This is a genomic window from Kitasatospora sp. NPDC049258, assembly GCF_040678895.1.
GTDB lineage: Bacteria > Actinomycetota > Actinomycetes > Streptomycetales > Streptomycetaceae > Kitasatospora.
This window is the reverse complement of record NZ_JBFAQT010000049.1, coordinates 20,048-43,042: the sequence shown is the minus strand read 5'-3', so window position 1 is coordinate 43,042 and position 22,995 is coordinate 20,048. Positions and strand designations below refer to the sequence as shown.

The 22,995-nt window shown below is 73.6% G+C and carries 15 protein-coding genes; 4 read left to right on the top strand and 11 right to left on the bottom strand.

What is annotated here, in order from left to right; genetic code table 11:
* A partial coding sequence (locus AB0K43_RS28190; protein ID WP_363644606.1) for a glycogen debranching N-terminal domain-containing protein occupies positions 1–1,535 on the bottom strand: 1,535 nt, incomplete at its 3' end.
* An 838-nt stretch (positions 1,536–2,373) separates the two neighbouring features.
* Between AB0K43_RS28190 and AB0K43_RS28185 the strand changes: the two genes are divergently transcribed.
* Positions 2,374–3,687, top strand: coding sequence for an alpha/beta fold hydrolase (locus AB0K43_RS28185; RefSeq protein ID WP_363644604.1), 1,314 nt, complete (start codon positions 2,374–2,376; stop codon positions 3,685–3,687).
* Positions 3,688–3,754: 67 nt separating this feature from the next.
* On the opposite strand, the gene AB0K43_RS28180 is transcribed toward AB0K43_RS28185, so the two are convergent.
* A complete protein-coding gene (locus AB0K43_RS28180; RefSeq protein WP_363644602.1) occupies positions 3,755–5,095 on the bottom strand; it encodes a DUF4192 domain-containing protein in 1,341 nt (446 codons plus the stop codon).
* A gap of 348 nt (positions 5,096–5,443) precedes the next feature.
* Here AB0K43_RS28180 and AB0K43_RS28175 point away from each other — a divergent pair, with 348 nt between their 5' ends.
* Both AB0K43_RS28175 and AB0K43_RS28170 read left to right on the top strand, forming a co-directional pair.
* Positions 5,444–7,585 (top strand): DEAD/DEAH box helicase, encoded by a 2,142-nt coding sequence (locus AB0K43_RS28175; protein WP_363644611.1) that lies wholly within the window; start codon positions 5,444–5,446, stop codon positions 7,583–7,585.
* A gap of 284 nt (positions 7,586–7,869) precedes the next feature.
* On the top strand, positions 7,870–8,577 hold the full coding sequence (locus tag AB0K43_RS28170; protein ID WP_363644609.1) for a hypothetical protein: 708 nt from the start codon (positions 7,870–7,872) through the stop codon (positions 8,575–8,577).
* A gap of 75 nt (positions 8,578–8,652) precedes the next feature.
* Here the strand turns inward: AB0K43_RS28170 and AB0K43_RS28165 are convergent, their stop codons facing one another.
* From AB0K43_RS28165 to AB0K43_RS28155, 3 genes are all read right to left on the bottom strand, one after another.
* The gene (locus tag AB0K43_RS28165; protein ID WP_363644600.1) at positions 8,653–9,162 is read right to left on the bottom strand and encodes a hypothetical protein; all 510 of its coding nucleotides are present in this window, start codon (positions 9,160–9,162) and stop codon (positions 8,653–8,655) included.
* Between the two features lie 258 nt (positions 9,163–9,420).
* Positions 9,421–10,104, bottom strand: a complete 684-nt coding sequence (locus AB0K43_RS28160; protein WP_363644598.1) for a ribonuclease HII — start codon at positions 10,102–10,104, stop codon at positions 9,421–9,423.
* A gap of 111 nt (positions 10,105–10,215) precedes the next feature.
* Complete coding sequence (locus AB0K43_RS28155; protein WP_363644596.1) at positions 10,216–10,893, bottom strand: TetR/AcrR family transcriptional regulator; 678 nt, start codon at positions 10,891–10,893, stop codon at positions 10,216–10,218.
* A gap of 191 nt (positions 10,894–11,084) precedes the next feature.
* On the opposite strand from AB0K43_RS28155, the gene AB0K43_RS28150 reads away from it, so the two are divergent.
* The gene (locus tag AB0K43_RS28150; protein WP_363644594.1) at positions 11,085–12,632 is read left to right on the top strand and encodes an MFS transporter; all 1,548 of its coding nucleotides are present in this window, start codon (positions 11,085–11,087) and stop codon (positions 12,630–12,632) included.
* A 163-nt stretch (positions 12,633–12,795) separates the two neighbouring features.
* Here the strand turns inward: AB0K43_RS28150 and AB0K43_RS28145 are convergent, their stop codons facing one another.
* The 6 genes from AB0K43_RS28145 to AB0K43_RS28120 form a co-directional block, all read right to left on the bottom strand.
* Positions 12,796–14,373 carry a DUF4173 domain-containing protein gene (locus tag AB0K43_RS28145; protein WP_363644592.1) on the bottom strand — a complete coding sequence of 526 codons (1,578 nt, stop codon included), beginning with the start codon at positions 14,371–14,373 and terminating at the stop codon, positions 12,796–12,798.
* A 453-nt stretch (positions 14,374–14,826) separates the two neighbouring features.
* Complete coding sequence (locus AB0K43_RS28140; protein ID WP_363644590.1) at positions 14,827–17,895, bottom strand: Ig-like domain-containing protein; 3,069 nt, start codon at positions 17,893–17,895, stop codon at positions 14,827–14,829.
* Positions 17,896–18,058: 163 nt separating this feature from the next.
* Positions 18,059–19,012, bottom strand: coding sequence for a carbohydrate ABC transporter permease (locus AB0K43_RS28135; protein WP_363644588.1), 954 nt, complete (start codon positions 19,010–19,012; stop codon positions 18,059–18,061).
* Positions 19,009–20,025: a sugar ABC transporter permease gene (locus AB0K43_RS28130; RefSeq protein WP_363644586.1), complete on the bottom strand. Its 1,017-nt coding sequence runs from the start codon at positions 20,023–20,025 to the stop codon at positions 19,009–19,011. Before AB0K43_RS28130 ends, AB0K43_RS28135 begins: the two co-directional genes overlap by 4 nt.
* A 71-nt stretch (positions 20,026–20,096) precedes the next feature.
* A complete protein-coding gene (locus tag AB0K43_RS28125; RefSeq protein WP_363644584.1) occupies positions 20,097–21,461 on the bottom strand; it encodes an ABC transporter substrate-binding protein in 1,365 nt (454 codons plus the stop codon).
* 250 nt (positions 21,462–21,711) lie between these two features.
* Entirely contained in the window at positions 21,712–22,914 is a 1,203-nt protein-coding gene (locus tag AB0K43_RS28120) for a cytochrome P450 (RefSeq protein WP_363644582.1), read from the bottom strand.
* Positions 22,915–22,995: the final 81 nt, after the last annotated feature.

Sequence of the window (22,995 nt, the reverse complement as noted above, 5' to 3'; positions counted from 1 at the left end):
CCCGATATCACCCCCGTGTACCAGACCGATTTCCCGACGCCTCCGATCTCCCCTTCCCCCCCCCCCCCCCCCGGCCGGGGGGCCCCCCCCGGGGGGCGGGGGCGCCGGGGGGGGGCCGGCCGGCCGCCTGACAGGTCGTCGATCCAGAACCGCTCCCGGAAGCGCTCCCGCAGCCGGGCGGCCCAGGCCCGCCACTCCTCGGCGCCGGGGCGGTCGAAGCCGGCGAGCAGGTCCGCCCCGTGCAGGGCGGCCCGGTGAGCCAGCGCCTGGACCTCGCACCTGGCCGCCGCCGGGCGCGCGGCCCGGTCCTCGGCCGTCCGGCTCAGGTCGATGACGAAGCCCTCCGGCCCCTCGATGCCGTCGCCGAGCGCCCCGCGCAGGGTGCTCAGCGCCCGCTCGGCGGCCGGCAGCAGCTCGGCCACCTCCTGGCGCGGCAGGCCCCACCGCCAGGCCTCGGCCAGGACGGTGACGAACAGCAGGGTCGCTTCAGTCGCGGTGCAGGACGGCGGCAGCTCGGGGCCGGCGTGCCTCAGCGGCCCCGGGATCAGACCGTCCGGGCGGCCGTGCGGCCCGGCCTCCGTCGGGCCTGCGGGCGCTGTGGTGTCGGCTCCCGGCCCGCGCGCACCGGTCTGGGGCGCGGCCGAGGGGCCGCCCGCCAGGTGCTGGCGCCTGGCGAGGGCACGCAGAGTGCCGACTGCCAGCCGGGTGCCCAGCGGGAGGGTCAGCCGGGCCGCCCAGAGCGCGTCGGCGGCGGTCAGACCGAATCTCCAGGGCGCACCGGAGGCGGCGTAGAGGTCGGTCGGCCGGTCCGGGTCGGCGATCAGCAGACCGCCGAGGGTGTCCAGCGAGCGGGCGACGAGCTGCACCACCCGGGCGTCGTCGCTGCGGATCTCGGGTTCGGCCCAGGGCAGTGCGACGCCCGGGCCGCGGCCGGTCGGCGGACGGACCGCCGCCGGGGCGGTCTCCAGCTCGGCCCGCAGCTCGACCGACCAGCGGGCGCCGGCCTGCACCTCCAAGTCCCAGCGCAGCACCCCCGCCCCGGCCAGCACCGCGTGCGGGGAGGGCTGGGCCGACACCGTGGCGCTGCGGCCCTGGCCCGTCCAGCGCAGCCCGGCGGACTGCACCTGTCCGGGCAGGTCCGCCGAGCGCCGGCCGGCGGCGACATCGGTGAGCAGCCCGAGATCGGTACCGAGCGCGATCTCCAACGGGAGGCGGGCCGGCCGGGCCCCGGTGTTGCGGATGGTGACGCTCTCCACACCGTCCGCGTGACGCAGCCGCTCCACGGTGAGGGCCGGGTCCGGATCCGGGTCGCCGGGCAGCCGGACCGCGCCGAGGAAGCGAGCGGTGGCCGCCGAGGTGAGGGTGCCCTGGAGCGGCATCGGCTCGATGCCGCCGAGCCGCAGCTCCATCCGGGCGAGGGTGCGGACGCCGGCCCGGAAGAAGCCGTGCAGGCCTTGGCCCCTGAGCTGGCCGTCGGGGCCGGAGGCGGCCATCGCCGGCGCGTTGACGCACAGCACGGCGTCATGGGCGGCCACCTGCTGGGGCCTGGGCGGCGGGGGCGCCTGGCGGGGCGGGGCGGCGGGCTGCTGGCCGAGCCGCGGACCACCGGCCGGCGGACCCGCCGGCGGCGGGCCACCGAACTGCGGGCCGCGCGGGCCCCCGGCGCCGGCCCGGGGCGCACCCGGCGGCGCGGGCGGCACGGTCGGCGGCGCGGGCGGCACGGTCGGCGGCGCGGGCGGCACGGTCGGCGGCGCGGGCGGAGCCGGTGGCGCCGTGGTCGGAGCCGGTGGCGGCGCGCTCGGGGCGGCCTGCGCCCCTGTCTGTGCTGGCCTCATGGTGGTCACCGGGCTCTCCTCCCCTTGCTCGACCGGTCTGCTCGTACTCGTCGTGGTGCGCCGAAGGCGAGCCCGTCCGCTCACGATCGGTGGTGCAGCGCCGCCCCTGCGGCCCGCCCGCCGGATCGGGCCAGGGCCGTCCCGGAGAGTACAGCCCCCGGTACTGCCCGTGCGGCCGAACCGGCGGCGACAGGGCTCGCCCCGGACCATCGGCGACCGCCGGGTCACGGTGGTCACCGCCGGTCGGCGGTCGGACCCCGGGGGTGTCCCGCAGGGTGAACGCACCGCACCTGCCCCAGGTCACGCCGGTCCGGCGCGCCCCCCTGGCACGGACCGCACTGCGGACTCCGCCGGAGCACCGGCGGGCCCGCGCATCGCCTCCCGGCTGCCCCGCGCCGTGGCCGCCCCGGGCGGTGACCCGGCCGCGGCAGTCCGTGCGCGCCGTCAGGATACGGTGCGGGAGCGACGGCGCCCGCACCGGAGACCCCGGCAGCGACTGCCGCACCACCCCTGTGACCAGCACGGACCGAGGAGTTGCATGTCCGCCACCAGCCGGCTGCCCGGAATCGTCACCACCGACCACGTGTTCCGCGTGCCGCTCGACCACCAGCGCCCCGAGGGGGAGCGGATCGAGGTGTACGCCCGCGAGGTGGTGGCCGCAGGACGTGAGGACGAGCACCTGCCGTGGCTGCTCTTCCTGCAGGGCGGCCCCGGCGGCAAGGCGGCCCGGCCGCACGGCCGGGACGGCTGGCTGGGCCGCGCCCTGGACGGCTACCGCGTGCTGCTGCTCGACCAGCGCGGCACCGGACGCTCCACCCCGGCCAACCGCCGGACCCTGGCCCGCCGCGGTGACGCCCGTCTGCAGGCGGAGTACCTGACGCACTTCCGCGCCGACTCGATCGTCCGGGACGCCGAGCTGATCCGCCGTCTGCTGCTGGGCGAGGACAGCAGCTGGAGCGTGCTCGGGCAGAGCTACGGCGGCTTCTGCATCCTGACCTACCTCTCGCTGGCGCCCGCGGGCCTGCGCGAGGCATTCGTGACGGGCGGCCTGGCCGGCCTGCGCAGCTCTGCCGACGACGTCTACCGCGCGGCCTACCCGCGGGTGGCGGACAAGAACACGGCGCACTACCGCCGGTACCCGCAGGACATCGAGGCCGCCCGCCGGATCGCGGAGCACCTGCTCGCCCACCCGGCGGCGCTGCCGGACGGCGGCGTGCTCACCGTGCAGGCCTTCCAGGCCCTCGGCCTGCTGCTCGGCGGCGGTGCGGGCTCGCACAGCCTGCACTACCTGCTGGAGGAGGCCTGGGTGGAGGGCCCGGACGGACCTGAGCTCTCCGACACCTTCCTCGCCGGGGCGCAGGCCCAGCTGTCCTTCGCCACGGGGCCGCTGTACGCGGTGCTGCACGAGTCGATCTACGGGCAGCGAGCGGTGGACGGTGGCGGCACCGGCTGGGCGGCGGAGCGCGTGCGCAAGGAGTTTCCCGAGTTCGACGCGGAGCAGGCGCTGGCCGCCGGCTCCCCGGTGCTCTTCACCGGGGAGATGATCTACCCCTGGATGTTCGACACCGACCCCGTGCTGCGGCCGCTTCGCGAGACGGCTCAGCTCCTCGCCGAGCGCACCGACTGGCCCGAGCTGTACGACCTGGACCGTCTGGCGGCCAACACCGTGCCGGTGTACGCCGCGATCTACCACGACGACATGTACGTCGACACGGCCGACTCGCTGGCGACCGCCCGGGCGGTGGCGAACGTACGCACCTGGGTGACCAACGAGTGGGAGCACGACGGGCTCCGGGTCAGCGGCGGGGCCGTGCTCGACCGGCTGATCCGGATGGCACGGGGCGAGCTGTAGCAGCACGGCGCAGCAGGGCGGGCCGGCGGCGGCTCCGGCCCGCTTCGGGGCGGGGCGGCGGGTCATCTCAGCTCCCCGCCGGGTGGTCCGGGCGGTCCTGCGGACGGCGCTGCCCGGGCAGGCGCAGTCGGCGGCGGGCCGGTGGCCCGCCCGCTGCGGGCCCGCCCTCGGCAGCGCCCGCGTCCGCAGGCGACGGCGCGGGCGACGGCGCGACCGGCTCAGGAGGCCCGCCGCGCGGCCGGCCGGCCCGCTCCCGGCGGACGCTGTCCAGCAGCCGCTCGGGCACCAGCCCGCCGTTGATCGACTCGTACAGCAGCTGGGCCAGGGTGTAGCCCGGGTCGATCTCCAGGGCCCGGGCGAGCACGATCCGGGCGGTGGCCGTGTCGCCCCCCAGCCAGGCCGTCCAGGCGAGCAAGGTCATCGGCGGCGGCGCGAGGTGCTCGAACGGCGGCACGCACCGCTGGACCAGGTAGCGCCACAGCCGCTGGGCGGCCACCAGCTCGTCCGGCTCGGTGTATTCGGCTGCGCGGTCGCGCCCGCGTCTGTCCTGCAGGCCGACCAGCAGGCGGGCGGTTCGCCCGGGATCGAGGGCCCGGGCCCCGGCCCGGAACTCGGCGACGGCTCCCGCCAGCAGTTCGGCCGTGCGCTCGACCGCCTCGGCCCGCCCGCCCGGCCCGGCCAGCTCGCGGATGAACGGCGCGCTCGCCCGGTCGATGGCCTCGCACAGGGCGTCCGCCTCGGGCGGCCCGACCGGGCCGAGGCCGGCCGTGATCGACTTGCGGCTGCCGCGCGGCGCAAGGCCGGCGAAGGTGGCCGCCGCGGACAGCGGGCCTGGGCCGTAGGTGGAGCGGATCGGGGTGCCCCCCGGATCGCAGCAGCCCTCCCCCGTGCACAGGAAGGACCACCAGCTGCCGGCGGAGACGCAGAGCGACTCCTTCACCCCGACGCCCTCGCGCCGGAACGCCTCGGCCAGCGCCGCGGCGAGCGGCCCGAGGTCGGCCAGCACCCCGCGGCCGGACGGCACCCCGGGCGCGGGATCCCGGCAGAGGTAGAGCAGCACCTGGTCGGGCCGCTCGTCCCGCCGCTCGGAGAGCTGGACCAGCAGCCTGGCCGCGTCACCCGCCAGCCGCGGCCAGCCGGCCGGATCGTCGGGGATGTCGACCCGGATCACGCCGCCCTGGTGAAGGTCGGGCCCTTGCAGGCCGACCGCGACGATGCTGTCGTCGGGAAAGAAGCCGAGCAGGTACGGGAGCAGCTCGGCCATGTCCGCCGGGCCGCGCATCCGGACCGGCAGCTGGCCGGGCAGCGGGCCGGGCCGGAACCCCGGTTGCGGACCGGGGCCACAGCCCGCGTCGGGCTCGGGCTCGGGGAGCGGGCCGGGAGTCATCGCGGTGCGTTCGTCGTTCATGGCGGGAAGCCTTCCGCAGGCCGCGGCCCGTGCCGGAAAGTGCTTTTTCCCTGTGGACAACTCGGGGGGTCCAGCATCTGCTCCCCCGATCGGGGGACCACTTGTCCACAGCTTCATGCGGCCTCTCGACCGATCCGCCACACTGCCGATCGGATGCCGATCGACTGCCGGCCGGTTGCCGCTCGACTGCCGGCCGGTTGCCGCTCGACTGCCGGCCGGTTGCCCGCCAGCAGCCGACCGTCCCCACCCCGCCCCGTTCGTCGTTTGTCCCCGCCACACGGTATTGATGGAGCCATGGACGAGCCCACAGCACACAGCACCGAAACCCCCGACCGCACCGCCGTCCGGATGCGCGCCGAGGCGGTGCTGCGGGAGCTCGCAGGCCCCTCCGCCGTGCTGCGGGAGGACCAGTGGTCGGCCATCGAGGCGCTGGTGGTCGACGGCCGGCGGGCCCTGGTGGTCCAGCGCACCGGCTGGGGCAAGTCGGCGGTGTACTTCATCGCCACCGCGCTGCTGCGGGCCCGCGGCAGCGGGCCGACCGTGATCGTCTCCCCGCTGCTGGCGCTGATGCGCAACCAGGTGGACTCGGCCGCCCGGGCCGGCATCCACGCCCGCACCATCAACTCCGCCAACCCGGAGGAGTGGGACGCGATCCAGGCCGAGGTCGCAGCCGGCGCCGTCGACGTCCTGCTGGTCAGCCCCGAGCGCCTGAACAACCCGGACTTCCGCGACCAGGTGCTCCCCAAGCTCGCCGCCTCGACCGGCCTGCTGGTGGTCGACGAGGCACACTGCATCTCCGACTGGGGCCACGACTTCCGCCCCGACTACCGCAGGCTGCGCACCATGCTGGCGGAGCTGCCGCCGGGCGTCCCGGTGCTGGCCACCACGGCCACGGCCAACGCCCGGGTCACCGCCGACGTGGCCGAGCAGCTCGGCACCGGCGGCACCGACGAGCGGGCGTTGGTGCTGCGCGGCCCGCTGGACCGGGAGAGCCTGAGCCTGGCCGTGCTGGCCCTGCCCGACCCGGCCCACCGGCTGGCGTGGCTGGCCGACCACCTGGGCGACCTCCCGGGCTCCGGCATCATCTACACGCTCACGGTGGCCGCCGCCGAGGAGGTCACGGCCTTCCTGGCCGAGCGCGGCTACCCGGTGGCCTCGTACTCCGGCCGGACGGAGGACGCCGACCGGCGCAGTGCCGAGGCGGATCTGCTGGCCAACCGGGTCAAGGCCCTGGTCGCCACCTCCGCGCTCGGCATGGGCTTCGACAAGCCGGACCTGGGCTTCGTCGTGCACCTGGGCTCGCCCGGATCGCCGATCGCCTACTACCAGCAGGTCGGCCGGGCCGGCCGTGGTGTCGCCCGGGCCGAGGTGCTGCTGCTGCCCGGGCGGGAGGACGAGGCGATCTGGCGGTACTTCGCCTCCCTCGGCTTCCCCCCGGAGGAGCAGGTCCGCCGGACCCTGGACGCGCTCGCCGAGGCGGGCCGCCCGCTGTCCACCGCCGCGCTGGAGCCGCGGGTGGACCTGCGCCGGGCCCGGCTGGAGACCATGCTCAAGGTGCTGGACGTGGACGGCGCGGTGCGCCGGGTGCGCGGCGGGTGGAGCTCGACCGGGCAGCCCTGGGCCTACGACGCCGCGCGCTACGCCAAGGTGGCCGAGTCCCGCGAGAGCGAGCAGCGCGCGATGCGGGAGTACGCGAGCACCAACGGCTGCCGGATGGAGTTCCTCCGCCGCCAGCTGGACGACCCGGACGCCGCCCCGTGCGGCCGCTGCGACAACTGCGCGGGCCCGCGGCACGGCACGGAGGTCGCGGAGGAGGCCCTCGCGGCGGCCCGGGCCGCCCTCGGCCGCCCGGGGATCTCGTTCGAGCCCCGGCGCCTGTGGCCGACCGGGATGGAGGCCATCGGGGTCCCGTTGAAGGGTCGGATCCCGGCCGGCGAGCAGGCCGAGACCGGCCGGGCCCTGGGCCGGCTCTCCGACATCGGCTGGGGCACCCGGCTGCGGGCGCTGCTGGGCGATCAGGCCCCGGACGGACCGGTGCCGGGCGAGGTGCTGGACGCGATGGTCAGCGTGCTGGCCGACTGGGCCCGCGGGCCCGGCGGCTGGGCCGGCCCGCCGGCGGCGGACGGCAGCCGGGCGGAGCGGCCGGTCGGGGTGGTCGTGATGCCGTCGGCCACCCGGCCCGCCCTGATCGGGAGCCTCGCCGAGCGGCTCGCGGCGGTCGGCCGGCTGCCGCTGCTCGGGCGGATCGAGTACGCCACCGGGCAGCCCCCGCCCGGCCCGCGCAGCAACAGCGCCCAGCGGCTGCACTCGCTCTCCGGCACCCTCGTCGTACCGCCGCTGCTGCGCGAGGCGCTGGCGCAGAACCCCGGGCCGGTGCTGCTGGTCGACGACCTGGTGGACTCCGGCTGGACGGTCACGGTGGCGGCCCGGCTGCTGCGCCAGGCCGGGGCGGACGCCGTGCTGCCGCTCGTCCTCGCCGTGCAGGCCTGAGCGGCCCGAGGGGGCGGCGGGGCGCCGACCGACCCCGCGTCCCTCGAATGGCGCCACTCGCGGCGTGGAATATATCCGGCAGAACGCCGAGTTTCGGGCGCCGTTTGTCATTTCATCGTTGCCGCTCGACCCGGTCTGACCCGAGAATTGGACCGTATCCATCGCCCGGTCCGCGGACCAGGCCCTCGGCGTACGCCCGCATCAGCGCGCCTGCGGGCCCGGGAAGGAGGATCGTGATCAACGGTATCGACCGAGGTCAGACCCCCTGTGACGGCGCGCGGACGATCGATCTGGCGAGCTGGGTCGGGTCGGGAGTGGCTCAGCTCGGAGCGCCCCGCGAATTCGTCGCCGAACTGCACCAACGGCACCTCCCCCAGCCGGGCACCACGGTGCTCGCCGTGCTCGACCCGCAGCAGCGGGTGGCCGCCTCCGCCTCGTTCGCCGGCCGGCCGCACGCCACCGACGGGTGGCACCACCGCAACGCCATCCTCGGCGAGCTGCGCCGGATCATCCCGCACGACCTGCGCCTGCCCGCACCGGTGCGGACCGCGGTGCTGCTGCGCTGCCGCGAGGGCGGGCCGGACTGGACCGAGCAGGACGGCGCCTGGATGTGGGCGCTGCGGGACGCCTCGGCGCTGCACGGGCTGCGCTGCGGCTCCTACCTGACCCTGACCCCGGCGGGCTGGCACACCATCGGCGACGGGCTCAGCGGGCGCACCCCGCACTCGGGCTCGTGGGCGCAGGCGCCGGTGCACACCGTCGCGGAGCTGCCGCCGCGGGTCGCCCGGGAGGCCGAGCCCGATCAGTGGCCGCCGCCCGGGGCGGTACCGGTCGCGGCGGCGCAGGCCGGTACGGGGCCGGCCGGGCCGGGGCAGATCGCCCGGCTCGGCCAGGTGAGCCGGCTCGCGCCCGGCCGTCAGCTCGGACAGCTGACCCCGGCCGGGCCGCTCTCCCCGCTGAACCCGGCGGCCCGGCGCACCGCGGCCCGCTGAGACGCGACGCCCGCCACCGGGCATGACCGGCCCCGCCCTCGGACACCGTGTCCGAGGGCGGCCGGGCGGCCGTCCTCAGGCCGGGACGGGACGCCCCTGCGCCGCGAGGACGGCGGTGGTCGCCGCGGCGTCGCCGCACACCACCAGGAGTTCGGTCGCGCGGCCGAGCGCCTTGCGGATCGCCTTCTCGGTCCGGCCCGCATCGGTGTCGTTGCCGACCAGGACCACGACCTCGCGCCGCAGCGGCCGGGAGGTACCGGCGTCGGCGTAGAAGACGTCACCGCCCTCGGCCAGCTGCGCCCAGTAGCCGGCCTCGCCGAACGACTGCTCGTGCCGCTGCCACGGGTGGGGCTGACCGATCGTCAGGACCAGGATGTGACCGGGGTCGCGACCGGCCTCCAGCAGCGCGTCGACCGCCTCGTCGGCCCGCTCCAGCGCCTGTCGCGGATCTGCGGCGATCAGCTGTACGGCCGGCGGGGCGGGCTCGGCCGGGCGGCCGGCCCGGCCGGGCTTGGGGATCTGGGCGCTTTGGGCCGGCGGGCCGGGCCTCGGCGGTGCCGGGCGCGGCGGCCCGGGGCGAGGCACGGGCGGCGGCCCGGGCAGGGGAACGGCGGGCTGGCGGGGGGCGGATGCGTCCGGCTTACGGGGGAAGGGAACGCCGGGGCCCGGGATACTGTCGTAAATCTCCGGCTCCTCGGGGAAGACTGGCATACCCGGATATCTATCAAATGCCGGTCGGATGCGCACAGGCACCCCACGAGTTGGACACCGTCCGGTCGGGGTCGGGCAGCCCGCGGCGAACTGACGGCCCGTCGGCCCGATACCGGCCCGGCCCCGGGAGGGTCAGAAACCCAGCGAGAGCTGCTCGTCCTGCGGCTCGCCCGCCCGGCCTCGCTTGAGGTGCCGCCACCGGGGCAGCGCGTCCAGATAGGCCCAGGAGAGGCGGTGGTGCGGGGTGGGCCCGTACTCCTCCAGGGCGGCGCGGTGCACCGGGGAGGGATAGCCGGCGTTGTCCTCGAAGGCGAAGGCGGGCAGGGCCGCCCCGAGCTCGGCCATCAGCCCGTCCCGCTGCACCTTGGCCAGTACCGAGGCGGCCGAGACGCAGACACAGGACTGGTCGCCCTTGATCACGGTCCGGACCCGCCAGGGGCCGCCGAGGTAGTCGTGCTTGCCGTCGAGGATGATCGCGTCCGGCTCGACCGGCAGCGCCTCCAGCGCGCGCACCGCCGCCAGCCGCAGGGCGGCGGTCATGCCGAGGTCGTCGCACTCCTGCGGCGAGGCCTGGCCGATGGCCGAGGCCACGACCCAGTCGGCCAGCACCGGTGCGAGCGCGGTGCGCCGCTTCTCGGTGAGCAGCTTGGAGTCGGTGAGACCCTCGGGCGGGCGGCGCAGACCGGTCACCGCGGCGCCGACCGTGACCGGACCGGCCCAGGCGCCGCGCCCGACCTCGTCCAGGCCCACCACCAGGCGGGCGCCGGCCCGGCGCAGCGAGCGCTCGACCGAATGGGTCGGGGGGTCGTAAGGCATGGGATCGGTCCGTTCGGCTCTGGTCTGGCGACTCCCAGCCTACGGCCTGCCGCGCCCCCGCCCGGCGGGCCGGGCAGGTCCGCCCCGCCGGCCCCGCCCGCCGGGGCGACCTCAGGCCCGGATCATCGGGAGCAGCACCTGCTCGGCGAGCTCGGTGCAGAAGGCGACGTCCAGCGGCCCCTCGCAGACCTTGGCACGGTAGAGCAGCATGGCCGGGGCCACATCGGCCACCAGTGCGGTGGCCGCACCCGGCCGGACGTCGCCGCGCTGCTCGCCGCGCCGGAGGATGGCCAGGATCGCGCCGGTGACCGGCTCGATCACCCGGGCCAGCACGAAACCCTTGAACGGGACCGCCTGTTCGTGGTCGAGCTCGGCCATCAGGGCCCGCATCGCCGTGCCGGCCCGGGAGTTCATCACCTCACCGAGTTGGGCCATGAGCTGCACCAACTCGCTGCGCACCGACCCGAGGTCGGGGATGTCGGTAGGGGGTGGGAGAGTTGAGCCCAGGGCGTCCACGACCAGATCGGCCTTGGAGGCCCAGCGTCGGTACAGCGCGGCCTTGCCGGTCTGCGCGGCGCCGGCCACCCCCTCCATCGTCATCCGCGCGAAGCCACCGGAGGTGAGCTGATCGAGGGCCGCTTCGAAGATCGCCACCTCCAGCGCCCGGCCGCGCTTGCGCACGGCGATGGGGGCCGCCCGGCCCGGCCCGGCCGGCTCCTCGACCACGACCGGCCGGGGCGCGGCCGCCGCACGGCCGTCCGGCGGCTGTCGCAGCACCGTCTGATCCATCGTCACCAATCCTAGAGAACGCTTGCGTTCACAATAGTCGATCCACTATCGTCCGCGATAGTGAACGGCACCGTTCACTGCGGCGGCGCGGGCCGTCCCGGTCGTGCCATGCCCGACGGGATCCGGCCCACGGGGACACCAAGCCGGCCGAGCAGCACACCGAACAGCAGTAACCACCAGGGGGAACAGCCATGGCTCTATCGGAGACACTCAGCAAGTCCACACCGCCAGGGGCCGCGCGGGGGGCGGCCAAGAGCCTCACCCTGACGGTCATCGCGGCCACCCAGCTGATGGTCGTCCTCGACGCCACCATCGTGAACATCGCGCTGCCGCACATCAAGACGGCCCTCGGCTTCTCGGACACCAGCCTGTCCTGGGTGATCAACGCCTACACGCTGGCCTTCGGCGGCCTGCTGCTGCTCGGCGGCCGGATCGGCGACATCCTCGGGCGGCGCCGGGTCTTCGTCGTCGGTGTGGTGCTGTTCGGTCTCGCCTCGTTGCTCGGCGGCTTCGCCCAGGACGCCGGCATGCTGCTGGCCGCCCGGACCTTGCAGGGCATCGGCGGGGCGATCTGCTCGCCCACCGCGTTCGCCCTGATCGCGACCAACTTCCAGGAGGGCCCGGAGCGCAACCGCGCCTTCGGCGTCTTCTCGGCGGTGGCGGGCTCCGGCGCGGCGATCGGCCTGCTGGCCGGCGGTGCGCTCACCGAATACCTCGACTGGCGCTGGGTGTTCTTCGTGAACGTGCCGATCGCCGTCCTGATCGCGGTCGCGGCGCCGCGGTACATCAACGAGTCGGAGCGCCAGGAGGGCCGCTTCGACGTGCCCGGCGCGCTGGCCTCGACGCTCGGCCTGGTCGCCCTGGTCTACGGCTTCATCCGGGCCGCCTCCGAGGGCTGGAGCAACTCCCTCGCGCTCGGCTCCTTCGCGGTCGGCCTGCTGCTGCTCGCGGCCTTCGTGGTGATCGAGCGGCGGACGGCCCAGCCGATCACCCCGCTGCAGCTGTTCAGCAACCGCAACCGCACCGGCGGCCTGATCATGATGCTCTGCCTGGCCGCGGCCATGTTCGGCATCTTCTTCTACATCACGATCTTCGTGCAGACGGTGATCGGCTACAGCCCGCTCAAGGCCGGTGTGGCCTTCCTGCCGATCAGCGTGGCGATCATCATCGCCGCCCAGATCGCGTCGGCCTTCCAGGCCAAGTACGGGCCGAAGCTCTTCATGGCGGGCGGCGCCGTCCTGGTTGCCGCCGGTCTCATCTGGCTGACCCAGCTGAAGTCCGACAGCGGCTACGCCTCCGGTGTGCTCGGCCCGACGGTCGTCTTCGGTTTCGGGATGGGCCTGATCTTCGTCCCGGTGATGCTGCTCGCGGTGGCCGGGGTCTCCGACCACGAGACCGGTGCGGCCTCCGGCCTGCTCAACTCCACCCAGCAGATCGGCGGCGCACTCGGCCTGTCGATCCTCACCACGGTCTTCAGCTCCGCCGCCAAGGACGAGGGCAAGGCCCAGGCGCCGGACTTCATGGCCCACGCCTCCCCCGAGCAGCTGGCGGCCTTCAAGGCCAAGGGTGAGTTCCCGGTCGGCAGCCACTGGTACAGCGAGGTGCTGGCGCACGGCATCGGCCAGGCCTTCATCGTCGGCGCCGCGCTCGCGGTGGTCGCCCTGCTGGCAGCGGTCTTCGTGGTCAAGGCCAAGGCCAGCGACCTGCCCGCCGAGGGCCCGGCCGGGATGGCCCTCTGACGCTCGGCCGGATCCCGGGCCAACACCCCGGTCCGGCACCGACGGTGGACGTGCCCCCCGGCACGCCCGCCGTCGGTCCCGCACTCCAGGCCGCACCCTGCTCCATGCGGTCCGTTCCGGGCAACCGGGGTCACACCCGGGCCTCGGTGGGAGGGTTCACGGCTTACGGGTAGTACGAGTAGGTCGAGACACCCGCCCGCCGGCAGGCCACGCCCCGGTCGTCGGGCGCCGGTCGCTGCCGGAGGATCTCACGGGCGTCCGCCTCGGCCAGGCTGGTCGCGTACCAGGGGGTGTCCACGGCCAGGTCCGAGCTGATCTGCTGCAGGGCGCAGGTGCGGCGGTCGGCGGGGAGGCGGTCCAGGGCGGGCACGGCGTCGGCCGACAGGCCGCGCAGGTAGTCGATGTCCACCTTGCCGGTGCGCTCGTAGCGGGCGACGTTCTGCTCGGCGATCAGCGCGTCCGGTCCGATCAGACCGAGCACCGCGGTGCCGACGACGGCACTCAACACCACTGCCCGCGGCAGCCAGCGCCCGGAGCCGGACAGGACGGCAACGACGATCAGGACGAAGACCACGCCGAGCCAGAGCTCGGCGGCGGCGACCGAGATCCTCAGCCGGGTGAGCCCGAAGGCATCGACGTAGAGCTGCATGCGGTACATCGCGGAGGCCACCACCGCGACCGTGAGCGCGCAGAGCACGCTCAGCAGCACCCGCACCATGAGCCGGTCACCGGGCGTCCCACGGGGGGCCCAGCGGCTGGCGAGCACCACCACGACCATGGTCAGCAGGATGACCCAGAGCAGCTGCCAGAAGCCCTCCCGAGCGAACTGCGCCGGAATCACCCCCGGCTTGGTCCGGACGGCCTCGCCGCCGCCGCCGAACACCGCGACCACCTGCACCATGACGAACACCCCGAACAGCAGGCTCAGCGCGGTCATCGGCAGCGCCCACTCCACCCGGGTACGGGCCTTCCCCGGGGTGACCGGCAGCCGGTCCCAGCGGCGCGGCGCGGCGGCGGTGTGGGCGGCGCCGAGCGCCACCAGCACGCCCACGATGAAGAGCAGTGCCCGCAGCGGCAGTTCCTCGGTGTCCACGCTGGGCGTCAGATCACCCAGCAGCTCGGCCACCGTCTCGTCGGCACTCGCGAACAGCGCGCCGAAGACGACCAGCAGGCCGATCGTGACCGCCACCGCCTTCAGCACCGGCACCACCCGGTTGCGGGCCGGCAGGTTCTGGCTGCGCAGGCCCCCGGCCGCCCAGGGCACCGAGGCCATCAGGTGCGCCCACAGCCCGACCGGGCCCAGCAGGACACCCGTCCAGCGGGTGCCGCCGTGCAGCGCCAGGGAGCCGACACCGAAGGCCGCGAAGATCGCCAGCGCGATCGGCCAGCCGGCGGCGCTGACCGCCGGTACCACCAGCAGACCTAGCGCACCCACCGCCCAGACCACCGTCCAGGGCCGGACCTTGCGGCCGGCGGCGCGGGCCGACAGCGCGGCGGCACCGCTCGCCACCAGCGCGCAGAGCAGCAGGTTGACGCCCACCCCCTCGCCCAGCAGCGCGGCCGAGACCAGGCCCGCGCCGATCCCGGCGACCGCCACCCACGGTCCGGGCGTGACGGGCTTGGCCGGCTGGGTCGCCTTCACCCACGCGGGCGGCGGGGCCTGCGGATAGGGCGAGCGGTACGGGTTGACCTGCGGCGGCACCGGCGGCCGACCGGTCGGGGCACCGGACCCGCCGGGCACACCGGACGCTCCCGACCCACCTGGCACACCGGCTCCCGCAGCACCGGCACCGACACCTACACCGGCACCGACACCGGGAGCCCCGGCCGGTCCCGGCAGCACGGGTCGTGCGGGCTCGGGCCGCTCGGGCGCCGCCCCCGCCGACCCGGACGCCGACGATATGGACCCCGACGGCGTGACCTCGGGAGGCGTGCGATCGGACGGTGTGGACCCGGACGGCGGGCGCTCGGACGGCGTGGGCGGCTGGGATGGCGTGGAAATGATTCCCCCTCAGAGTGACCGGGCACGGCGGAGCCTCGTCCGGGACCGCGTGCAGACCTTGGCGACTCTAGGCCCGCGCCGATCATTCTGAACAGGTTCAAAACCCCGATGGGGCGCCTGTGTCGCAGAGTTGTGACACAAGCGCCCCATCGGGGTTCCGTCAGGCCGCCGAGCGGGCCCGACCTGGTCCGGTCAGTACGACCCGTACAGCGAGTACGCGAGCGAGTCCTTCACCGCCGGCCCGAAGTCGGTCGGCCAGGTGCCGAAGGCCACCCCGCCCGCGCTGTAGGCGCCCTGACCGGCCGTTCCGCCGCTGTAGTTCATGTTGTTGACCGAGGTGCTGCTCCCGTTGCTGTTGTAGACCAGCCAGTAGGTGGTGTTGGCCGCCAGGGTGACGTTCACCGGCACCGAGTTCCAGGCGTTCGCCGTGAGGGTGCTGCTGGAGGTGGAGGTGACCAGGCTGCCGGGCGAGCCCGCGCTGTCGGAGTAGACCGCCAGCTGGTACTGGTTGTTGGGGGCGGCGCTCACCGAGCCCACGTGGACGCTGAGCGAGGTCAGCGGCACCGGCGTGGCTCCCGTGGTGATCTTGCTGCCGTTCATGTGGTTGGAGTCGGTGTCGTCGATCAGGGTGCCGACCGCCGTGTTGCCGATGGTCTTCGGCGGGGCGCCGCCCGTGGTGAACGACAGGGTGGACGTACCGGCCAGGGTGTTGCCGGCCATGTCCTTCACCCCCTGCACGGTGGCCGTGTAGCCGGTGGTCAGCGCCAGGGCCGCGGCGGGCGTGAAGACCGCGCCGTTGGTGGCCGAGTCGTAGGCGACGGTGCCGCTCACCGGCGTGCCGCCCGCGGTGGTCTTGAGCGTCACCGTCGAGGAGTTCACCGTGGCGGAGTTGAGCGGCTCGCTGAAGTTGAAGCGGACCGCCGTGGACGGCGCCACCCCGGTCGCACCGGCGGACGGGGAGGTCCCGGTGACGGTCGGCGCCGTGGTGTCCTGGCCGTAGGTCGCGGTGTACGAGCCGACCGCGCCGTCGAAGAAGGCGTAGGCGACGCCCTTGATGGTCTCGATCCGGTAGGTGAGCGCCTGCCCCTGCCGGCTGACGCCGGTCAGGGTGCCCGCGGCCGAGGTCACCGGCACCATCGCGCGCAGCCCGTTGGCCCCGCCGGTGATGTCGAAGGTGAGCTTGTTGGCGCTCCACGCCATCTTGCTGAAGGCGGAGCCGTTGCGCCCGTCCAGCCAGGTGAGCATCTGCCGACCGGACACCACCGGTGCGCCCTTCGCCTTGGCGGCGGTGATGACCGCGTCCGAGGCCGCGGAGGCCGCGAAGTCGGTGTGGATGTTGGCGGTCAGCGCGGCGTAGTAGCCCTGGCTGCCGTAGGCCGCGTCCAGCAGGGTGTTGACCGTCGAGGGGTAGGACTGGCCCGACTCGTCGGTGAGCTGGGTGGTGGCCTGGTACTCGTCGATCACGCTGCCGTCGGTGTCGGCGAACTTCATGATCTGGGCGGTGCCGTTGAAGTAGCCGGCCCGGTCCTTGGTGAAGGAGGCCGGGTAGAAGTAGTAGTCCTCGTCCAGCCGGATCCCGTTGGCCAGCTTGGTCTTGGCCTGGGTCGACCAGTCGTCCCACTCGACGCAGTGCGTGCGGCTGCTGGAGGGCATCGGCAGGGTCGAGTACTTGGCCTTCCAGGCACTCAACTGGGAGGCGTAGATGGACTGGAGGTTGGCGGCGGTGCCCCACGGCTTGCAGTCGGTGGTGACGTGCACGCCGACCTCGAAGCCCTCGTCGGAGTAGGCCTGGGCCTGCGCCGGGGTCATCGGGTCGTCGGTGTAGATGTAGGAGGAGCCGCGCACGCACTCCCAGTTGGCCACCACGCAGCCGGGCGGGCTCTGCGCGATGTAGCCGTCCCAGCGGCCGACGGTGCCGCCGATGCCGTGGTCGTCGCCGCTCATCACCACGACGGCCTTGACGTCCCGGGGGAAGTACCAGAACCGCGGCAGCGGCTTCTTGGCGAGGTCGATGGTGGTGATCAGGTTGGCGAGCAGCCGCTGCTGCTCGTCGGCGATCGGGATCAGCGCCTTGTCCAGGTTGTTCCAGTCCGGCTGCCCGCCGGTGCCGTAGAACATCTCGCTGGCCTCGTAGCCGTCCGTGGAGTCGCGCTGCTGGCCGGCCCAGGCGATGTTGCCCTGCCGGGTCTGCACCACGGACTTCGCCAGGTCGAAGGTGAACGCGGCGGCCCGGCCGGTACCCACGGTGCGCAGGGTGACGGCGGGGTTGGCGGTGGCCGTGTTGGCGTCGCTGTACAGCGTCGCCACCGCGGTGGCGCCGTTCAGGGTGTAGCGGTCGGCGGCGCCGTGGAAGCCCATGGTGGCCGCGGTCAGGCCGGCGCCGGGGGCGGCCGAGGTGTCGATCTTCAGGTAGGAGTCGGCGAGCGTGTCGGGCGTCGCGGTGAGGCCGAGCAGCGGCGCGAGCTGCTTGTCGGGCCGCATCGCGATCAGCCGGCCGCCGCCGTTGGTCCAGGTGGTGAACATGGTCACCTGGGCCGGCGTCAGCGCACTCTCGCCGAGCAGCACCACGTCGTAGGAGGCGAGCGTCGCGGCGGAGACCCCGGACAGGTCGCTGACCTTGTAGTAGTTCAGGCCCTCGGCCTTGAGGATCTCGGTGTAGTACCGGGTGTACGGGTTGGCCGGGTTGCTGACCAGCAGGATCGGCCCCTCCGCCCCCGGGCCCGCGCCGGGCGGGGTGACGGTGCCGGCGTCCGGCGTGTAGGTCGCGTAGATGGAGAAGCTGACGCTGTCCGTCGAGACGGTCCCGAAGTCGGCCGGCCAGGTGCCGAAGGCGGTGCCCCCGACGCTGTACCCGCTGGTGCCGCCGGAGGCGTACTTGAGGTTGTTGACCGCCGCGGAGCTGCCGTTGCTGTTGTAGGTCAGCCAGTACGGGGTGTTGGGGGCGAGGGTCGCCGTCAGGGCGAGGGTGTTCCAGCTGTTGGCGGTGAGCGTGCCGGCGGCGCTGCTGGCCACCAGTGTGCCGGGCTTGCCGGAGGCGTCGGTGTACAGGCCCACCTGGTACTGGTTGTTGGGTGCCGCGTCGACCGCGCCGACGTAGACGCTGATGCTGCTGACCGCTCCACCGCTCGAACCCGTGACATACCGTGAGGTATTCATGTGGTTGGAGTCACCCGAGTCGACCGCGGTACCGACCGTGGTGGTGCCGAGAGTTGCCGTGCCGGCCGCCTGGGCCGGGGCCGAGACCACCGCCACGGCTGCCATCAGGGCCACCACCAGGCCCGACACACGTTTCCTGAACCTCACACAAGCCCCCAGATCGGATAACCACACCTGCGGCGACATCGCCGCTACCGGTGTACCGGCTGGGGGCGCGGCGTGTCCTCGAAATCACCACATTCCTGGGACAGGTCAACCCGAAATCCGGTCAGCCCTTGACGGAACCGGCCAACAAACCCCGCACGAAGTAGCGCTGCAGGGCGAAGAAGACGGCCAGCGGCACGATCAGCGACAGGAACGCGCCGGCCGTCAGCAGCTCCCAGCGCCCGCCGAAGGAGCCCGAGAGCTGGGCCAGCCGGGCGGTCATCGGCGCGACGTCCGCCGAGCCGCCGGCGAAGGTGAGCGCGACCAGCAGGTCGTTCCAGACCCAGAGGAACTGGAAGATCGCGAAGGAGGCCAGCGCCGGGGTGCACAGCGGCAGCACGATCGACCGGAAGATCTTGAAGTGCGAGGCCCCGTCGACCACCGCCGCCTCCATCAGGTCCCGCGGCAGCTGGGAGATGAAGTTGTGCAGCAGGAAGGTGGCCAGCGGGAGCGCGAACATGGTGTGCGCGAGCCAGACCGGCGCATACGTCCCGCTCAGGTCCACGGCCGGGAGGATGGTGAGCCCGCCCAGGTGCGCGCCGCCGGAGAACAGCTGGAGCAGCGGGATCAGGGCCATCTGCAGCGGCACCACCTGCAGCGCGAAGATCACGAAGAAGACCGTGTCGCTGCCCTTGAACCGGACCCAGGCCAGCGCGTAGGCGGCCATCGCCGCCAGCACCAGCGGGAAGAGGGTGGCTGGCAGGCTGATCGCCAGCGAGTTCACCAGGTAGGGCATCAGGCCGCCGCTGACGCTGAAGCCGCCCTCGAAGAGCACCGTGTGGTAGTTGGACAGGGTCAGGTCGGGGTGGACGAACACCTCCCACCAGCCGCTGCTCGCCACGTCCTGCTTGGGCCGCAGCGAGGTGATCAGCAGGCCGAAGGTGGGGATGGTCCAGAGCACCGTCACCACGATCACCAGCAGCGAGGCGAGCGGGCTGCTGAACGAGCGGCGGACCGCCCGGACCCCGGTGGCCTCGGCCTTCGCCCCGACGGTGCGGCCAAGCGCGGTCTCGCTCATCGGGTCGCACGCTCCTTGCGCAGTTGGACGATGTTGTAGGCCACCAGCGGCAGCACCGCGACGAAGAGGATCACCGCGAGCGCGCTGCCCCGGCCGACGTTGAACTGCACGAACGACTGCGAGTACATCTCGTTGGCCAGCACCTGGGTGCCGAAGTTGCCGCCGGTCATGGTGCGGACGATGTCGAAGGCCTTCAGCGTGGTGATCATGACCGTGGTCAGCACCACCACCAGCGTGGTGCGGATCATCGGCACGGTGACGAACCAGAACAGCCGCACCCCGCCGGCGCCGTCCAGCCGGGCCGCCTCGGTGATCTCGTCCGGGATCGCCTTGATCGCGGCGGAGAGCACCACCATGGCGAAGCCGGTCTGCACCCAGACCATCACCACCATCAGCAGGAAGTTGTTGAGCGGCTGGGAGAGGATCCAGTTCGGCGGGTGCTCCCAGCCCAGGCTGACGGCGAGCTGGCTGAGCAGACCGATCTGCGGCTGGGCGGCGTCCCTGGCCTCGTAGACGAACTTCCAGATGATGCCGGCGCCGACCAGCGAGACCGCCATCGGCATGAAGATCAGCGACTTGTAGACCGCCTGCCCCTTCATCCGGTCGACCAGCAGCGCGAGCAGCAGGCCGAGCCCGGTGGCCGCCAGCGGGGCGACCACCAACCAGAGCAGGGTGTTGAGCAGCACGTGGTGGATCGAGTCGGTGGTCAGCGCCCAGCCGAAGTTCTTCCCGCCCAGGAAGCGGGTCGAGTCGTCGTTGCGCACGCTGAGGAAGACGGTCCGCACCAGCGGCACCACCAGGCCGACGATCAGCAGCAGCGCGGCCGGGCCGAGCATCACCGCGACGGTGAGCGGCCGGGAGAGCCGTCCGCCGGCCCGGCCCGCCGCGAAGAAGACCACCAGCAGGATGCCGAGGAAGCCGGCGATGGCGCCGAAGCTGTTGCCGAGCTTGACCGTCGCGTCCGTCCACGCCGATTCGGCCAGCCGGGCTGCGGCGAGCGAGGCCGTGGGCATACGGAGTCCTTCCAGGTGGAGATGGGGGGGCAGCGCGGGCGGGTGGGCCCGCGCTGCCCGGCGGCGGTCGGCTACTGCGGCCAGGCCGCGTCGATGTCGCCCGCCACCTTCGGGATGGCCTGTCCCTCGGCGAACCAGGCGGTGAGCGCCGTCCACTCCGCACCCGCGCCGACCGCGGCCGGCATCAGGTCCGAGCCGTCGAACCGGAAGGTCGCGGCCGGGTCGGTCAGCGCGTCCGCCGAGAGCCGGTCGATCGGATCGGTGTAGAGGCTCTTGTCCACGCCCTGGTTGGCCGAGACCCAGCCCTGGGAGACCTTGACCCGGCTGCTCGCCCACTCGGCGCTGGACAGGTAGTTCTGCACCGCCTGCACCTCCGGCCGGGAGGCGAAGGCGGTGACGAACTCGCCGCCACCCTCGACCGGGTTGCTCACCGAGGGGTTCACCGCCGGGAGGTGGAAGGCGAAGATGTCACCGTCCGGGCCGATGTTCGTCCCCTGCGGCCACTGCGCCCGGTAGAACGAGGCCTGCTGGAGCATCCAGCACTTGGTGCTGAGGATCGGCGTGCCGGCGTCCTGGAAGGTGGTGGTGGCGATCGACTTCACGTCGCCGATCCCGCCGTTCACCCAGGCCGGGTTCTGCATCCAGTCCGCCACCGTCCGCATCGCGGTGGTGATCTTCGGGTCGCCGAACTTCACCTGGTGGTTGACCCACTGGTCGTACACCTCGCCGCCGTAGCTGCCGAGGACGACCTCCTCCAGCCAGTCGGTGGCCGGCCAGCCGGTCGCGGTGCCGGAGCCGATGCCGCCGCACCACGGCTTGCCGCCGCCCGCCTTGGCGATCTTGTCACTGAGCGCCATCAGGTCGGCCCAGGTCTTCGGCACCTCGTAGCCGGCCTGCTTGAAGGCCTTGGGGGAGTACCAGACCAGCGACTTCATGTTGGCGCTCATCGGCGCGGCGTAGAAGGTGCCGTTCACCGAGCCGTAGGTCTTCCAGACCGGGCTCCACTTGTCCTCGTTGGCCACCGTCTGCGCCGGCGGCTTGGCCACCTTGCCGGTCTTCACCATCTGGGCGAGCAGCCCGGGCTGCGGGACGATCGCGAAGTCCGGGGCGTTGCCACCGGCCACCCGGACCGGCAGCTGGGCCTCGAAGTCCGGGGAGCCCTCGTAGACGATCTTGATTCCCGTACAGGAACTGAACTCGGACCAGGACTTCTCCAGCGAGTCCGACTCCGGGCTGCGGATCGAGGCGAACATCGTCACCTTGGTGCCGGCATGGCCCGCGTACGCCTGGTACTTCGCGCAGTCGCCGGCCAGCGGCGAGGCGTCCGTGCCGCCGTCCTTGGACGAGCTGCCGGAGCTGTTCGAGCAGGCAGCCACAAGTGCCAAGGCGAGTACGGCCGGTGCGGCCAGCAGGCGGCGCCGATGTGCTCTGTTCATCGGCATCCCTCGGTCGCGGTCGACGTGGTGGTCAATGAGTCCTCCTTGCCAGGGCATGGACATGCCAGCGGTAAGACAGAACAACACTGCGCTGAACCGGAGATTGTCTACCCAGCGATTGCTGGCTTGAAGACGTTAACTCAACGGACATTCCGCGCCAAGGTGCGCGTTCGACCTTCACCGGGAGGTGCCCCAGTCGTAACAAGGCTGTGCTGGAGGGCCGGCCGCGTCCGGCCCTCCGATGCGCTACTCAGAGCCGGACCGGCAGCTCCCGCAGGCTGTTGACCACCATCGAGGGGCTCGGCCGCAGCTCGTCGTCGCCGACCGCCAGCGCCAGGTCGGGGAAGCGCTCGAACAGCGCCGGCAGCGCGACCCCGGCCTCCAGCCGCGCCAGCGGCGAACCCGGGCAGACGTGCGGCCCGTGGCCGAAGGACAGGTGCCGGATCGGGTCCCGGGTGAGGTCGAACACCTCCGCGGTGACACCGTGCTGGGCCGGGTCCCGGCCGATCGCGTTGTAGGAGATCAGCACCGGGTCGCCCTGCGGGATGACGGCGTCCCCGACCTTGATGTCCTCGCTGGCGAAACGGAACAGGAAGTTGCTGGTCGGCGGCGTCCAGCGGAGCGACTCCTCCACCACGGCCGACCACCCCACCTGCCCGGAGCGGACCAGGGCCAGCTGGTCGGGGTGGGTCAGCAGGGCCCGCACCGCGTTGCTGATCAGGTTGACGGTGGTCTCGTGGCCGGCCGCGATGATCACGCGCAGGGTGGCCGCCGCCTCGGCGTCGGTGAGCGCACCGCCCTCCACGTCGGCCGCGAGCAGCGCACTGGTCAGGTCGTCGCCCGGGTCCGCGCGGCGGGCGGCCACCAGGTCCGAGACGAAGACGTTCAGCGCGGCGATGGTCGCCGGGACGTCGGCCGGCTTGGTGGTGCTGCTGAAGAACCGCTCGTACAGCTCCCGGATGTACGCGTGGTCGCGCTCGGGCACGCCCAGCAGCCAGCCGATCACCGACATCGGCAGCGGGAAGGCGAAGACCGTCTTCAGGTCCACCACCGGGCCGGCCGCCGCCAGATCGTCCAGCAGCCGGGCGGTGATCTCCTCGATCTTGGGTCGCATCAGCTCCACCCGGCGCGGGGTGAAGGCCTGCGCCACGATCGCCCGCAGCCGCCGGTGCTTCGCCCCGTCCGTGGTGACCATGGACGGACCGGGCACCGCCAGCCCGATCAGCGGCCAGGTCTTGGGCACCTCGCCGCGCTGGTACGCCGCCCAGTGCGCGGCGTCCTTCACCAGCCGCTGGTCGGTCAGCAGCTCCCGGGCCTCCGCGTGCCGGGTCACGGCCCAGCCGCGCACCCCGCCGAGCAGCTCCACCGGCACCACCGGGCCGGCCGCCCGCAGCCGGGCGCCCTCCGCCACGTTGTCGCCGGCCAGCGGGTCCATCACGATCGGGGCGGTCATCCGCTCACTCTCCATCACTCGGAAGTCGGTCGGCAGTCGATCGGCAGTCGATCGGCAGCCGGCAGCCGGCAGTCGGCACTC

What these genes read in the sequence shown, in the direction of transcription:
- AB0K43_RS28160 (WP_363644598.1), bottom strand. Translation starts at nt 10,104, where the DNA reads ATGCCTTACGACCCCCCGACCCATTCGGTCGAGCGCTCGCTGCGCCGG.
- AB0K43_RS28130 (WP_363644586.1), bottom strand. Translation starts at nt 20,025, where the DNA reads ATGCCCACGGCCTCGCTCGCCGCAGCCCGGCTGGCCGAATCGGCGTGG.
- AB0K43_RS28155 (WP_363644596.1), bottom strand. Translation starts at nt 10,893, where the DNA reads ATGGATCAGACGGTGCTGCGACAGCCGCCGGACGGCCGTGCGGCGGCC.
- AB0K43_RS28185 (WP_363644604.1), top strand. Translation starts at nt 2,374, where the DNA reads ATGTCCGCCACCAGCCGGCTGCCCGGAATCGTCACCACCGACCACGTG.
- AB0K43_RS28140 (WP_363644590.1), bottom strand. Translation starts at nt 17,895, where the DNA reads ATGGCAGCCGTGGCGGTGGTCTCGGCCCCGGCCCAGGCGGCCGGCACG.
- AB0K43_RS28125 (WP_363644584.1), bottom strand. Translation starts at nt 21,461, where the DNA reads ATGAACAGAGCACATCGGCGCCGCCTGCTGGCCGCACCGGCCGTACTC.
- AB0K43_RS28180 (WP_363644602.1), bottom strand. Translation starts at nt 5,095, where the DNA reads ATGAACGACGAACGCACCGCGATGACTCCCGGCCCGCTCCCCGAGCCC.
- AB0K43_RS28150 (WP_363644594.1), top strand. Translation starts at nt 11,085, where the DNA reads ATGGCTCTATCGGAGACACTCAGCAAGTCCACACCGCCAGGGGCCGCG.
- AB0K43_RS28175 (WP_363644611.1), top strand. Translation starts at nt 5,444, where the DNA reads ATGCGCGCCGAGGCGGTGCTGCGGGAGCTCGCAGGCCCCTCCGCCGTG.
- AB0K43_RS28135 (WP_363644588.1), bottom strand. Translation starts at nt 19,012, where the DNA reads ATGAGCGAGACCGCGCTTGGCCGCACCGTCGGGGCGAAGGCCGAGGCC.
- AB0K43_RS28120 (WP_363644582.1), bottom strand. Translation starts at nt 22,914, where the DNA reads ATGACCGCCCCGATCGTGATGGACCCGCTGGCCGGCGACAACGTGGCG.